This window comes from Sinobaca sp. TMA16-18, from assembly GCF_059510535.1.
Window position 1 is genome coordinate 135,533 of the sequence record NZ_JCAKFM010000002.1, and the last position, 13,534, is coordinate 149,066.

Genomic DNA, 13,534 nt, shown 5'->3' on the forward strand with positions numbered 1-13,534 from the left:
CTCTTCTACCTATACATTTACGTGGTACCCGTCTGATATTCATAGGCATGCAGCGCAAGCTCGACGGATAGGCGCTTTGGGGACGAAAACAGGTCTTCACCCATCAGCTCGCTGATTTTATCAAGTCGGTGGTATAGCGTCTGGCGGACCACATAAAGCTCCCGCGCTGCGTCCTGTTTGGAGCCGAAGCACTGCAGGTATACTTTTAACGTCTGGAGCAGCTGACCCTGCCTGTCTGTGTCAAAGCGGAGCAGCTCTCCCAAATGTTCCTCAATAAAGTCATCCAGGTCTCCTTCTTCCTCCATTTTAAGAACCGTACGGAAGAGATGCAGGTTTTCATAAAAAGGCAGAGGAAGGGAAGGAACACGGCTTTTTACTTTTTCTGTTTCCTTGGCAGTCAGGTAGCTTATCGGTACATCCCCTTCGGCTTTTACTGTTTTTCCGAATACCAGGTGTTCAAAGAAAGGGAATGCGCCTCTTTGGTCCTCTTTTAATAACGATTGATAGCCGGCATACAAACGTTCCCGAAAAACGGAAGCCTGAAGATTTCCCGGATAAAGCAGAATAAACACATACGCGTGCGGCATGGACGTAGCTAAAAGGGTGACGCCTTTTTCTTCAAATACAGACCGCGCCAGCATCGATTTTTGAATAAACAGTCCTTCTCTGTTTTTATGGGAAGGAAGGAGATGGCTTTTGGAAATCAGCGCGACAGCCATAGAGCGGAAGGCTCCTTTTTGCAGCTGCTGGAGTTCGCTGTGAACCTCCTCCTGATTGTTTTCGTTATTTATCCAGTCATGCATCCAGCGTTCTTCCTGCTGCCTGCGCCGCTCTTCCATGTAGGTGGTCCTCATTACTTCCTGGGCAATGGCAGTGGCACAGCGGTCAAACGCCAATTCATCGAATTCACTGAAAGCATGGCCTTCTTTATAAGCGATCAGGTCGGCAAAATAATGAGTCAGAACCATAATGGGGCGCGACGTATGGAGGTTTCCTCGGTGCCACGTTTTATGCTCCACCCATTCTTTCACCCGCTTTTCCTGTTCTGTTAAAGAAAGCGCCGGGTAGAAATAACTTTCTCCCTGAATAGGGAGGTAACAGACACTTATCTTTGTCCGGCGGTGAAACTCATACAAAATTTCTTCAATTCCTTTGCCATCGAGGAGAATTTGATTAAAAGAAGAAGAAAGGTCTTCGAGTTCTTTAACCATCTGGTAGTGCTGGTGGATAAATAAACTGTGGAGATCCTGGGTAATATCAATATAGCGGACTTTTTCATGAAACAGGATAAGCGGAAAATGATGTTGTTTGGCATATTCGATCATCGAAGCAGGAAGGGAATGCGTATAGGTGCCAAGTTCGATACAGAGTCCGGAAACATTGTTGTTAATAAGCTGCTTCAGAAATGACAGGGAGAGTTCTTCATTTTCATACCAGCCGACTCCGGTCGTCAGCACGAGTTCGTTTCCGTTTAACAATTCGTCCAGCCGGGTGACTTCAATGATATGGACCCAGGTAACTGTCCGGTTAAGGGAAGTCTCATCTCCTATAACTACAGCTTTTTGAAAGTATGGACGCTCGAGGATATGGCGGATGGTCGTATGAATTACAGGGGTATGGACCGGCACAAGCTCACCTCCATCAAAATGGACAATATGTAAAATAGATCTATTGCTTTCATTGTATAGAAGGTAATATGTTTTACATTAAGTTTGGCAGGTTCTTTTACATAAATTATGGAAAAAAGCAGCAGATATGATAAACAGTCGCTTACGCTCACTGAGGTCCACTGAACGTCACTCCTGCACCTCACCTGTTCTAAAGCATGTTAATGCAATTTGTTATGAAAGATAAATGAATGATACTCTTAGTATATAAACGTATACTAAGAGGAGGATTTATTTGAAAGAATTTGATGAGAAAACCTGTAAGCTGATTGACGCGGATATTCATGAAAAAGTAACCTATGCAGATTTGCTGCCTTACCTGGCACAGCCCTGGAAGCGCTATATTTCCGATGCGAACTGGGTGCAGGAAAAGCACATGCCCTACACCCAGCCGGCGGTGGCAGGGGTGAATCGTGCCGATGCGATGCTTCCGGACGGACGGGATGCAGGATCTGATCTTCCCTTTATGAGGGAGCAGCTTTTGGATGCCTGCGGCCATGATATCGGTATTTTAACAGGCGCATTGGATCCCTCTCCTTCTTCTATGCATGGCTGGTATGAAATGGCTGCTGCACTGGCCACAGCTTATAATGACTGGCAGATAGAGCACTGGCTTGAAAAAGATGACCGTCTGTACGGCTCCGTGCATATTGCAGCCCAGGATCCGAAGACGGCAGTGGAAGAAATTGAACGTATCGGCAGTCATCCCAAAATGCTGCAGGTGCTTCTGCCGATTGATGATATCGCCTGGGGAGACCCTATGTATCACCCAATCTATGAAGCGGCGGAAAAGCACGACCTGATGATTGGCATGCATCACAATGAGCCGCCCGTCCAATTTGGCAAATGGCCCCGATATTTCATCGAATGGCACACGCTTATTCCTACCTCTCACATGGTTCAGGTAACCAATATGATTTTAAACGGCGTGTTCGAGAAATACCCAAAGCTGAAAGTAATGATGATTGAAGGCGGGTTTACCTATGTGCCGTTTTTGATGAAAAAATTGGACCAGCAGTACAAAGATCTCCGTCATGAGGTGCCGTGGGTAACCAAAATGCCGAGCGAAACGATCAAAAATCATTTCTGCTTCACGACTCAGCCCCTGGAAGAAATGACAAAGCGGGAGTGGAACAATCTGGTCGAGCAGATGGGAACCGACGATATTATTGTGTTTTCCACCGACTACCCCCACTGGGATTACGATTCTCCTGATCATGCACTGCCTAAAGGACTGAGTGAGGAGGTCCGCCATAAAATAATGGTGGAAAATGCTCTTCGTTTTTATCCGAAGCTGAAGAGGAGGGAGACGTAATGGAAGAAAAGGTATGTACGATCCAGGACCTGAAATCGGAGGGAATGATCGAACGGACATTTTCCGGAAAATCGATTATTATCTGCCGATCGGGGGGAGGAATCTATGCATTCCTTAACCGTTGTCCTCATCAAGGAGCTCTTTTGTCGAAAGGGAAAATTGGAGGCTCTCCTGTGGAAACCAAAAACCTTGGTGAGTACTGTTTTCAGCGGGAAGGAGAAATTCTGCGCTGTCCTTGGCACGGAAGAGAATTTGATATTACAAACGGAGGAAATACGCTCACTCCCGACCGCAGCAAGCTGAAAGAATTTACGATTAAGCTTGAGGGAGAAGATGTAATCGTTTCTACAGAAAAAAAGAAAGCAAAAACAGCTCAGGCTTAGATCTGGAAAAGTTAGGAAAGCACTGGAGAAATCCGGTGCTCAGGCTTTCGGAAAATATAATAAATAAGTAAATTTATATAAAATGCTGAACAGGAGCGCCTTCCGTAGACTTAGCCATAAGCTAAGAGGGAGAGAACGGCATCTTTAGCTTCACCTATGGCTGTTCAGCAGGAGTAGCCCTTGCCTTTTCTTATATTTCCAACAGAGTTTTAAAAAATTCGAGACCATTTATAGATATACAAGGGAAATAGTTTCTCGACAATCTGAAAAAGCACCGGAATTTCTCCGGTGCTTTTTGCTATAGAGAAGTACTCCTTTTGATGCTTGAAACATGTTAGTGTAAAGCGGCTTATGCTTTTAAGATCTTCTTTATACTTTAAACTTTCCTGCAAGGGCTTGAAGATCATCAGCCAGTGTAGAGAGACTTCCAGCGGAGGATGAAATCTCTTCAACCGAAGCCAACTGCTCCTCTGAAGATGCTGCTACGTTATGAGAACTGCTTGCGGCCTCTTTCGAAATATTTGATAGCTCCAGGATAGAAGAGGAAACCTGTTCGGTTCCAACAGAAATCTGATGTGTGGTTGCCGATACTTCTTGAATTTGTCCAGTTACTTGCTGTACAGATTCCAGGATGGTTGCAAAGGCTTTTCCAGCTTGATTAACAACTTGAATGCCCAGCTCAACTTCAGCGGTGCCTTTGTTCATAAAAGTTACGGCGTGAGAAGTATTGGTTTGAATCTCCTGAATTAATGTAGTGATTTCCGAAGCAGAGTTCTTGGATTCTTCCGCCAGCTTTCGAACTTCATTAGCAACAACAGCGAATCCATTACCGTGCTCTCCTGCTCTTGCCGCTTCTATCGCAGCGTTTAAAGCTAATAAGTTTGTTTGATCAGCTATTCCCGTAATAACATCAAGAATCTGGCCAATTCGGCTGGATAGTTTTTCAAGTTCCGTAACCTTTGCTTCTGCATCGCTGACTGACTTTTGGATATTTGTCATTTGTTCTACCGATTTTGTAATTGATTCGTTTCCTTCCAATGCGTTTTGGGAAGTGAGAGCAGAAGATTCAGACACCATGGCCGTTGAGTCAGCTACGCGTTGAATGTCTAGAGCCATTTCCTGCATGGCCTCAGAGCTCTCTTCTGTGCCTTGTACCTGTTTTTCTGTTCCTGCCGCAATTTCCTGAATAGAAATGGTGACTTCATTGATAGCCTGTGAATTTTGTTCAGAACTTGCAAACAGCTGCTCTGATGCAGATGCAAGCTCAACTGTGTTTGTTTGTACTTTTTTAATAATACTTTGAATGTTATCAATCATGTTATTAAAAGATTGGGCCAGCGTTCCAAGCTCGTCCTTACTTTTAATATACAATCGGGCAGTAAGATCTCCTTCATTTTGTGAAAGTTCATCTAATTGATTGACAACTTTTTGCAAAGGAACTGTAATGTTACGTGATGTAAGTAAAGCAATAAATATACCAACGAGGATAGCTATTGTAACGGCAATAATCCCTATCATAGAACTGTTTTGAATAGCTGCTTTATCGGCCTCTGTAACTTCTGCAATAATACTGGATTGGAGCTCATAAAATTCATCCAAATTGCTGCTGAATATATCTCTAACTTCACTATAGCTTCCGGAATATACGTCAACGGATGCTGTAGGATTCGTGTCCGCTAGAGAAATAATTTCTGTCTCTAAATCAATAAGTTCCTGATTGTATTGATCTAACTCGTTAAAAATTTCAACGGCACGTTCGTTATTTATAAGTCCTTGCACTGTTTGAATATTTTCTTCAATCGAGGTGGCTGTCTCGTTATAAGTTTCCAGTGCTTCCTCATCATCAGGGTTTATCATAAGGCTTTTGACAGAGTCTGTTAAGAGCAGATCTTGATACTGAATTTCTTGTGAAAGCGATAATTTTTGAACTTCTATCTCTACTAAATTATCGTAAGAGTCTGCAACATTTTGAAGAGAGTAGAATAGAAAAGAGAAAGCAATAATAGCAATAAATAAAACAATTCCAAAACTCAGTAATAACTTTTTCTTGATGCTCATTCATCCATGCTCCTTTTTTATGTAATGACGATGATATTTTTATATCGGTAAATAAAGGAATTTATTAATATTTAAATCATGGATTATGGTTTTGATAAAAGATATTAGTGATATACAAGAATGTTGGAAATAGATAGCTGTTATTCCTTTTTCTCGTTTTTAGGTTTGTGACCTTGCGTTTGGAGGTGCTCCTCTTCCTTATTACAAGACGTATGATCTCTTGCTTCAAAGCACTTGAGGCAATCGCAGTATTGGTACCAGTAAGGAACCCTTCCAGCCAGGCATGGTGTGTATTCTATTCATCGATTGTTATAAAAATTTTATGGCGTTCTCGGGTAGATGACAATTTAAATAATATTTGCATGCTAAATAAGTTCTCTTATCGTACAATAAGCGTAGGAGTCTTACCCCGTTGCATGTGTTGATTTTATCATTCACTATGTTCGATAGCTGGGGGAGGTACTCTTTTTTTATGCTTGTAAATATTTGGTGAAATAAGACCAGGAATAATGAAATGTCTTTATAAGCGAGAATGTATATTTGTAATAAAATAGAGCTCAGTTTTATGAGAAAAAAGCGGGGAACCTCATGTCATTAGAAACGATGCAGGAAAAAGACCAGAATAAAAAATACCACATGCTTCTTATTATAGGAATTATCCTAATTGCTTTTAATCTCCGCGCAGCGATTACGTCGGTGGGACCGGTACTGGGCTTTATTCGGGAAGATCTCGGCGTAGACCACAGCTCGGTCGGTGTATTGACTACTATGGTGCTGCTTACGTTTGCAGGAGTGTCGGCGATTGCATACAGATTTGGAAACAGAGTGGGCCATCAGAGAGCCTTATTTTTAGGCCTGATTGTCCTGGTGGCCGGTATTCTTATCCGAACAGTTCCTAATTTATGGTTTTTGTATGCCGGAAGCGTGGCGGTGGGAGCAGGCATCGCCGTATGCAATGTGCTGCTGCCCGGCGTCATTAAATGGTCATTCCCAACAAAAATGGGGCTGATGACAAGTATTTATACGACGTGCATGGCTATATCGGCCGCTTTTGCTTCCGGACTGTCAGCCCCCATTGCTGAGCAGTCGGGAACAGGATGGCAGGGCGCGCTTCTTTTATGGACACTTCCGGCATTAGCCGGCATTATTTTATGGGCGTTTATTTTAAATGGAGAAAAGAAAAAAGCACCGCCCGTAAAGGAAGCCGGGCGAACGGCGCTTATTTGGAAATCGCCCCTTGCCTGGCAGGTAACATTATTTATGGGATTTCAATCCATCGGTTTTTACGTCATGATCACATGGCTTCCGGACATTCTGGTGGAAACCGGCGGCGTGGCATTAACAAGTGCCGGCTGGATGGTGGCAATGATGCAGGCGGCAAGCCTCCCTGCGTCTTTCGTGACACCGATTTTAGCAGAACGCTTTCGCCATCAAATTGGGATCATCATTGCGATAGGTCTTACCGCATTAACGGGGCTGACGCTGCTGCTTACGGCTTCATCTTTTCCTATGCTTATTGCAGCAGTTCTATGTATCGGCCTGGTACAGGGGGCAAGCATCAGTCTGGCGCTGGCATTGTTTGGCCTGCGTGCAAAAACGGCAGGTAAAGCGGCCGAGCTCTCAGGCATGGGTCAGTCGGTCGGATACTTATTGGCCGCATTTGGACCGCTGGTGGTAGGCGTACTGTACGACTGGACGGCTACGTGGAGTGCGGGCCTGATTTTCTTAATGGTTATCGCGGTCTGCCAAATGACAGCAGGAATTGGTGCCGGCCGGAATAAATACGTTTAAAAAAATGACCGGATAGAAATGTTTTTTACAAACGACTTTAATCAATCATGGTGAGGCTGCGGTTAAATAAAAAACAGGGGATGTTTTTATGGCGGTATTAAAAATTGAAGCTTTGGAAAAACAGAATGAAGACACGGTTATTTTTCCGGCGTTCGGACTGGAAGTTTCCCACGGTCAGGCAGTGGCTGTCCATTCGAGTACAAACATACGAAACATTCTCCTGCGCATGCTGAATGGAGATATGACGGGGTCGAGTGGAGACATTCATGTCCTGAATAAACCCATTTCCACGTTTGCGAAGCCGGATTATACATGTATGGGCGTTTCTTATCTGGACGACGGGCTGTATCCAAGGCTTACAGTAAAAGATGTCTTTACATTTTACCGGAGCCTTTACAACTCCAGCAGAAGCATCCCGGACGTTCTTCATATGCTGCAGCTCGAAACGAAGCATAAAGTCCGGATACAACACCTTTCCTATTCAGAACAGCGCCGTGTGCAGGCAGGGCGCCTGCTTTTTCAGAATCCTGCTCTGTTTGTATTTGAAGAAGCAGACCAAAATGTAGATATGGAAACAAAGCGTATTTTTATCAAGCTTATTCAGGAGTTAAAACAAATGGGAAAAAGTATCCTGCTGCTTACAAGCAATATGGAAAGTGCCATTACAATGGCTGATCATGTGTACAGGCTCGATGAAACAGGATTTCGTTCTATTGAAATGGAACAAGAAGATGTGCCGGAAGCTTTGGAAGACGAGGCTTCTATTGAAGAAATAAAGCCGGTGGTTCAGTTTGATAAGATTCCCACAAAAATTGATGACAAGATTATTTTATTTGACCCTACCGAGATAGATTTTGTGGAAACATCAGCCGGTCAGGTGCTCATTCATATAAAAGGAGAAGGATTTCCCGGCGTTTTCACACTAACCGAACTGGAAAGCAGGCTTCAGCCTTTCGGTTTTTTCCGCTGCCACCGCTCCTATATCGTGAACCTGCAGAAAGTAAGAGAAGTGATTACATGGACCCGAAACAGCTATACGCTTATTTTAGAGGATAACAATAAAACAGAAATCCCTCTGTCTAAAACAAAAATGGCGGAATTAAAAGCGATGATCGGCATGAAATAGTGCTTCATTCACCCCGCCATCTGCTCCATTCGCCTACCGGCTGACGCTGTTTATCGTAAATAAAAGGCGGGGCACCGGCGTTTCTTTTATTCTGAAATCAGCAGCAGAACAGCTGACATCCAGGAGGGATAATGATGGAGTACAGTATTGAAGTGAATAATGTGTCCAAAGTTTTCAGCAATTATGAAGCGCTGAAGAACCTTGATTTTAAGGTAGCCACCGGAGAGATCTTTGGTTTTCTAGGTCCGAGCGGAGCTGGAAAAACAACAACGATTAAAATGCTGACCAACCAGATCAGACCGACGGATGGAGAAGCATTAGTATTAGGCCGGTCCATGACCAAAAGCTGGAAAGATGATTTTCAGCAGCGGATGGGTGTGCTGACCGATAACAGTGCTTTGTATGAAAGACTGAGCGTTTATGAAAATCTAAAGCTGTACTGCGATCTGTATAATCTATCGTACCGCCGTATTGAAGAAGTACTTGAAATGGTGAATCTTGAAGAAACGGGAAATAAAGCGGTTGGAAAGCTTTCGAAAGGCATGACCCAGCGTGCGATGCTGGCCCGGGCCTTTCTACATGCCCCGGATCTTTTGTTTTTGGATGAACCCACCTCTGCTCTTGATCCCGCCAATGCAGCACACATCTACCGCAGCCTGCGGGAACTGAACAAAAAGGGAACGACGATCTTTTTAACGACGCACAATATGCACGAAGCGGAAATACTTTGTGATCGGGTGGCCTTTCTGGATCATGGAAAAATTCAGCTGTTGGATGCCCCGCAGAAACTGCGGCGCCGGTTTGCTGATAATACGATGACGGTAGAGTTAACGACCGGCAAAAAGATTACGATAGACAACATTCCGGAGAACGCCAAAGCCATGTACACCTACATGGCAGACGAGCGAATTGCTTCGATACACACAAACGAACCAACCTTGGGAGACATTTTTGTCAAACTGACTGGGAGGGAGCTAGTATGACACTGGCATTGAGACGTATGTATGCTATTTTTCAGAAAGATATGAAAGACGTATCGAAAAATATGTATATTTCCACTACCGCATTAACTCCTCTTATTCTGGCAGTTTTTTACGGACGAATGGATAATATCCCAATAGACATGTATTACTTCATTATTAACTTTACGTTTGCGATTGTAGCTGTTTTCGTTCAGGCTGCTATCATTGCAGAAGAAAAAGAAAAAAATACGCTCAGAGGACTAATGCTTTCCCCGGCTTCTGTGGGAGAAATACTCATAGGGAAAAGTCTGCTGACGATAGCTTTTACAGGAATTACGCTGGCGCTGAGCATCTTTCTGGTCGGTTATGAAATTCCTAATGTACCTGTGATTGTTACAGCTTTGTGTATTTCCGTTCTGTTTTATACAGCACTGGGAACACTGCTGGGTCTTCTGACAAAAACGGTAATGGAAGCCTCGGTGGCCTTGCTGCCGATCATGTTTGTCTTTGGATTTACCCCCTTAATTGATGCCATTATTAATCAGTATTCCGCTTTCTCCTTTTTGGAATATATGCCTAATATGCAGCTTGTTGAGCTGGCTGCCCGGATGGAAGCAGGAGGCGGATTCACGGAAGCGTGGCAGCCCCTTTTAATTATTACGGCTTGGTTTGCAGCAGCTCTTGCTGCCGCCTGGGTAGTTTATACAAAAAGAATGACAGATAACTAGAACACCACCGGTGCAGAGAAATACTGCATCGGTTTTTTGGCTGAATGAAACATTGTTAGCAGCTTGATACTAAGTAAGCAGGAAGACAAAACGTTGCTGTATCCCCACCATGACTCCGCTTGATAAAATAATAAAGAGCAGTCAAACGGAGGCGTAGTCATGAAGAATGAAGAAAAATATAAAAAAATAAAAATGGGTGAACGAGGCGCCATGCTCAGTATAGCAGCTTATCTTTTTTTAGCTTCTCTTAAGCTGTTTGTGGGCGATGCAGCAAACTCGGAAGCATTAACAGCGGACGGGTGGAACAACGTAACCGATATAGCAGCTTCGGCTGCCATTTTAGTGGGCTTAATGATCTCCCGAAAGCCGGCCGACAGCAATCATCCTTACGGCCACTGGAAATCAGAATCGATTGCTTCGCTTATCGCTTCTTTTATTATGATGGCAGTAGGAATCCAGGTGTTATCCGGTGCGGTAAGGTCTGTGCTGGCTGGAGAGCACGTGACACCGGAATGGACAGCAGCAGCTACCGGAATTTTTTGTGCTGCCTTTATGTACGGCATCTACCGGTTTAACCGCCGCCTCGGAGAAAGGATAGACAGCCAGGCCGTTAAGGCGGCAGCAAAAGATAATTTAACCGATGTGTGGGTCAGTGTCGGTGCGGTTATGGGGATTATAGGGGCCCGGTTCTATCTTCCGTGGCTGGATTCGGTGGCAGCGATTGCGGTGGGGTTATTAATCTGCAAAACAGCATGGGGAATATTTAGAGAAACGTCTCATTATCTGACGGACGGATTCAGCGAAGAAAAACTCACTTCCTATAAAGAAGCCGCCTTTCTTATCCAGGGAGTGTCGGAGGTGAGCGATATTCGGGCAAGAAAATACGGCAATAATACGGTTGTAGATATTGTGCTCAGCGTTCCATCGGATTTCAGCATTGAACGGGCCCATGATATTTCTACACAAGTGGAAGATATGCTGGTGCAGCAATTTGATGTTTATGACGTTCATGTCCACGTAGAGCCGGCCAGAAAGGTCAGGCCGAAATAAAGCCGGATCAAGCCGTAAATTTGTCTTTTTTGTATGGTAATAAGCTCTTTTTTTCTCGGGAACAGGCATGCCGCACCACCTCTGCGGTCTGGCACGGATTTTGCAAAAGAGAAGGGTGCAGTCAATAAGAAAAAAAGAGGTGGAATCATGGAAGAAGGAATCTTATACCAGAAACAGCATTTTACCCGTCTGCAGGAATTTGCCTCTCTAGCTCCGGAAGCATTCCGTACTTTTGTTGCTTTCGATCAGCAGGTGATGGAGAGCGGATCGATCGATCTTAAACTAAAGGAGCTGGCTGCAATCGCGGTCGCCCATACGACGGGCTGCCCGTATTGTATTGAACTGCACGTAGAAAACGCTAAAGCAGCAGGAGCCACGAAAGCAGAAATGGGAGAGGCAGTGCTTACAGCAGCGGCGTTGAAAGCCGGATCCGCCCTGGCTCATGGGGTCAACGCCCTAAATGCTTATGATGAAAAGGAAAACAATACGCTTTATAAACAATCATATTTTGACAGACTGTCTGAATTCTCCAAGCTGGTTCCGGAGGCGTTTCAAGCCTTTGCAGCGTTTGATGCAGAAGCAGTAAAAGAGGGAGCGCTTTCGGTTAAAGAAAAAGAGCTGATTGCGGTCGCAGTCGCCCATACGACCGGCTGTCCCTATTGCATAGAAGTGCATACAAAAGCAGCAAAAGCTGCCGAAGCGTCATTGGAAGAGACGGCGGAAATTATTATGGTGGCTTCAGCATTAAAAGCCGGCTCTGCGCTGGCTCACGGTGTAAATGCTCTAAATGCTTATGATGCATAATCAAAAAACAGGCTTCCCTTTAAAGGGGGAGCTTTTTTCACCCTTTAGAAGGTGGAATATTCTGAATTATTTCTTTTTATACAATTGAATATGTTATATACTAAGCGTAAGAAATAGAAAGAAAGAATATGTGTCCAATGAGTGGCTTTTGTGTCCTCTCATGCTTGTAAGTGAATGTAAATGAGAGCATACAGGAGAAAATGTAAGTTTGATCTAATTGAAAGAGGTGCCGGAGGGCAGTGATTTTTATAGGTTCTTATATACCCCAAAGGCGGATTGGTCTTTCGTGAGGGCATTTGTTACATTGAAACTCTAAGAAAGGAGGGGAAATACGGAATAACTTATCTTTTGTTTTACGTTTAAACAGTACTGGAAAATTTAATAGCAAAGGGTGGATCCTTATGGCTGAAGCAAATGCAAGTCAGCGTGACCTGCACATTGAAAACAGAGTTATAGAAAAAATAGCAGCTCTTACTTTGAATACTATTCCGGAAATTCTATCGATGGACGGTGGAGCGGGTAGTAATTTAACAGAGCGTCTTGGCCGAAAAGACCTAACAAAAGGCCTTACAGCAGAAGTAGGCAGAAAGCAGGCTGCAATTGATGTAAGTGTTGTGATTAAATATGGATCCAGTGTTCCAAAAGCATATGATGAAGCGAAACAAAAGATAAAAGAAAATCTTGCCCAAATGACAGGGCTTGAGCTGGTAGAATTTACAATGTTTGTTTCAGATATTGATTCCGAAGGAGAAGATAAGCTCGGTTTCGAAAAAACAGAAACAGAAACAGGGGCAGCTACGGAACAAAGGGTACTGGAATAGAAAATTAAAGGTGGAAGTAATTAATGAAATCAACAGGTATCATTCGTAAAGTAGACGAATTAGGAAGAGTCGTGCTTCCAAGAGAATTAAGACGCTCTCTCGACATTGAACAGAGAGACCCCCTGGAAATTTATGTGGACGGCGAAAAAATCATTCTGCAGAAATATAAAGCAAATCACGCCTGCATCGTAACAGGAGATGTCGATGATGACAATCTCTCGCTTGCTAATGGACAAATTGTATTGAGTCCCGAGGGAGCAGAGGAAATACTGGAAGCTCTTAAAGAGTACACAGGAAAGAAATAAGAAATACGCATATAATAATAAAAAGGTTTTCTCCCTCTTTCCCAAGGGAAGTAAGGTAGAGGAGAGAGGGAGATAGCCTTATGATTTCAACAATATTGATTGGGATGACCATTCTGTTTGTTATTGCAAACCTATATTACTTTTTTACGAATAAAACACATAAAAAAAGCGGTTTTGACTCAGCTTTATTTTACAAGCTGTTTTTTGTTTTGGTCGCTGTAACATTCGGCTTTGCGCTGTTGTATTACTTATTGTCTTTTAATGAGGTTATACTGGTCATCAATGATCCAACCGATGCCATTGCGGATACAGGCTTTCTAAACTGTCTTTACTTCAGCGGGGTGACAATATTGTCGGTCGGGTACGGTGATCTCGTGCCCGTAGGCTCAGCCCGTTTTTTTGCGTTAATTCAAGCAAGTATTGGCGTGCTTCTGCCTTCCGCGTATTTCGTAAAAGCCTTGGGAAGTAATGAAGAAGACTCAGAATGATGCAGTATGATTTGACAGAAAGCCTATACTTTAATG

The 13,534-nt window shown here is 43.7% G+C and carries 13 protein-coding genes; 11 read left to right on the plus strand and 2 right to left on the minus strand.

The window, feature by feature from the left end:
- Window positions 1-17: 17 nt before the first annotated feature.
- A complete protein-coding gene (locus AC5W14_RS04430) occupies window positions 18-1,628 on the minus strand; it encodes a PucR family transcriptional regulator (RefSeq protein WP_496193774.1) in 1,611 nt (536 codons plus the stop codon).
- Between the two features lie 274 nt (window positions 1,629-1,902).
- Here AC5W14_RS04430 and AC5W14_RS04435 point away from each other — a divergent pair, with 274 nt between their 5' ends.
- Together AC5W14_RS04435 and AC5W14_RS04440 are read left to right on the plus strand one after the other, a co-directional pair.
- Window positions 1,903-2,982, plus strand: coding sequence for an amidohydrolase family protein (locus tag AC5W14_RS04435; protein ID WP_496059983.1), 1,080 nt, complete (start codon window positions 1,903-1,905; stop codon window positions 2,980-2,982).
- A complete protein-coding gene (locus tag AC5W14_RS04440; RefSeq protein ID WP_496193775.1) occupies window positions 2,982-3,365 on the plus strand; it encodes a Rieske (2Fe-2S) protein in 384 nt (127 codons plus the stop codon). The genes AC5W14_RS04435 and AC5W14_RS04440 overlap by 1 nt, the downstream gene beginning before the upstream one ends.
- A gap of 369 nt (window positions 3,366-3,734) precedes the next feature.
- On the opposite strand, the gene AC5W14_RS04445 is transcribed toward AC5W14_RS04440, so the two are convergent.
- Window positions 3,735-5,423, minus strand: a complete 1,689-nt coding sequence (locus AC5W14_RS04445) for a methyl-accepting chemotaxis protein (RefSeq protein WP_496193776.1) — start codon at window positions 5,421-5,423, stop codon at window positions 3,735-3,737.
- Between the two features lie 588 nt (window positions 5,424-6,011).
- Between AC5W14_RS04445 and AC5W14_RS04450 the strand changes: the two genes are divergently transcribed.
- The 9 genes from AC5W14_RS04450 to AC5W14_RS04490 all read left to right on the plus strand — a co-directional run bounded on the left by AC5W14_RS04450 (window position 6,012) and on the right by AC5W14_RS04490 (window position 13,498).
- Window positions 6,012-7,214, plus strand: coding sequence for a CynX/NimT family MFS transporter (locus AC5W14_RS04450; RefSeq protein ID WP_496059973.1), 1,203 nt, complete (start codon window positions 6,012-6,014; stop codon window positions 7,212-7,214).
- An 88-nt stretch (window positions 7,215-7,302) separates the two neighbouring features.
- The gene (locus tag AC5W14_RS04455) at window positions 7,303-8,340 is read left to right on the plus strand and encodes a LytTR family transcriptional regulator DNA-binding domain-containing protein (RefSeq protein WP_496193777.1); all 1,038 of its coding nucleotides are present in this window, start codon (window positions 7,303-7,305) and stop codon (window positions 8,338-8,340) included.
- A 134-nt stretch (window positions 8,341-8,474) separates the two neighbouring features.
- Window positions 8,475-9,323, plus strand: coding sequence for an ABC transporter ATP-binding protein (locus AC5W14_RS04460; protein WP_496059971.1), 849 nt, complete (start codon window positions 8,475-8,477; stop codon window positions 9,321-9,323).
- Complete coding sequence (locus tag AC5W14_RS04465; RefSeq protein ID WP_496193778.1) at window positions 9,320-10,030, plus strand: ABC transporter permease; 711 nt, start codon at window positions 9,320-9,322, stop codon at window positions 10,028-10,030. Before AC5W14_RS04460 ends, AC5W14_RS04465 begins: the two co-directional genes overlap by 4 nt.
- A 159-nt stretch (window positions 10,031-10,189) precedes the next feature.
- Window positions 10,190-11,080 (plus strand): cation diffusion facilitator family transporter, encoded by an 891-nt coding sequence (locus tag AC5W14_RS04470; RefSeq protein ID WP_496193779.1) that lies wholly within the window; start codon window positions 10,190-10,192, stop codon window positions 11,078-11,080.
- Window positions 11,081-11,227: 147 nt separating this feature from the next.
- Window positions 11,228-11,884, plus strand: coding sequence for a carboxymuconolactone decarboxylase family protein (locus AC5W14_RS04475; RefSeq protein ID WP_496193780.1), 657 nt, complete (start codon window positions 11,228-11,230; stop codon window positions 11,882-11,884).
- 401 nt (window positions 11,885-12,285) lie between these two features.
- Window positions 12,286-12,705, plus strand: a complete 420-nt coding sequence (locus AC5W14_RS04480) for an Asp23/Gls24 family envelope stress response protein (RefSeq protein ID WP_496059967.1) — start codon at window positions 12,286-12,288, stop codon at window positions 12,703-12,705.
- 23 nt (window positions 12,706-12,728) lie between these two features.
- Window positions 12,729-13,010, plus strand: a complete 282-nt coding sequence (locus AC5W14_RS04485; protein WP_496059966.1) for an AbrB/MazE/SpoVT family DNA-binding domain-containing protein — start codon at window positions 12,729-12,731, stop codon at window positions 13,008-13,010.
- 80 nt (window positions 13,011-13,090) lie between these two features.
- Window positions 13,091-13,498 carry an ion channel gene (locus AC5W14_RS04490; protein WP_496059965.1) on the plus strand — a complete coding sequence of 136 codons (408 nt, stop codon included), beginning with the start codon at window positions 13,091-13,093 and terminating at the stop codon, window positions 13,496-13,498.
- Window positions 13,499-13,534 lie beyond the last annotated feature (36 nt).

Excerpts from the sequence above, each read along its gene's own strand:
- AC5W14_RS04455 (WP_496193777.1), top strand. The coding sequence starts at position 7,303 with ATGGCGGTATTAAAAATTGAAGCTTTGGAAAAACAGAATGAAGACACG.
- AC5W14_RS04475 (WP_496193780.1), top strand. The coding sequence starts at position 11,228 with ATGGAAGAAGGAATCTTATACCAGAAACAGCATTTTACCCGTCTGCAG.
- AC5W14_RS04480 (WP_496059967.1), top strand. The coding sequence starts at position 12,286 with ATGGCTGAAGCAAATGCAAGTCAGCGTGACCTGCACATTGAAAACAGA.
- AC5W14_RS04440 (WP_496193775.1), top strand. The coding sequence starts at position 2,982 with ATGGAAGAAAAGGTATGTACGATCCAGGACCTGAAATCGGAGGGAATG.
- AC5W14_RS04485 (WP_496059966.1), top strand. The coding sequence starts at position 12,729 with ATGAAATCAACAGGTATCATTCGTAAAGTAGACGAATTAGGAAGAGTC.
- AC5W14_RS04450 (WP_496059973.1), top strand. The coding sequence starts at position 6,012 with ATGTCATTAGAAACGATGCAGGAAAAAGACCAGAATAAAAAATACCAC.
- AC5W14_RS04490 (WP_496059965.1), top strand. The coding sequence starts at position 13,091 with ATGATTTCAACAATATTGATTGGGATGACCATTCTGTTTGTTATTGCA.
- AC5W14_RS04465 (WP_496193778.1), top strand. The coding sequence starts at position 9,320 with ATGACACTGGCATTGAGACGTATGTATGCTATTTTTCAGAAAGATATG.
- AC5W14_RS04460 (WP_496059971.1), top strand. The coding sequence starts at position 8,475 with ATGGAGTACAGTATTGAAGTGAATAATGTGTCCAAAGTTTTCAGCAAT.
- AC5W14_RS04470 (WP_496193779.1), top strand. The coding sequence starts at position 10,190 with ATGAAGAATGAAGAAAAATATAAAAAAATAAAAATGGGTGAACGAGGC.
- AC5W14_RS04445 (WP_496193776.1), bottom strand. The coding sequence starts at position 5,423 with ATGAGCATCAAGAAAAAGTTATTACTGAGTTTTGGAATTGTTTTATTT.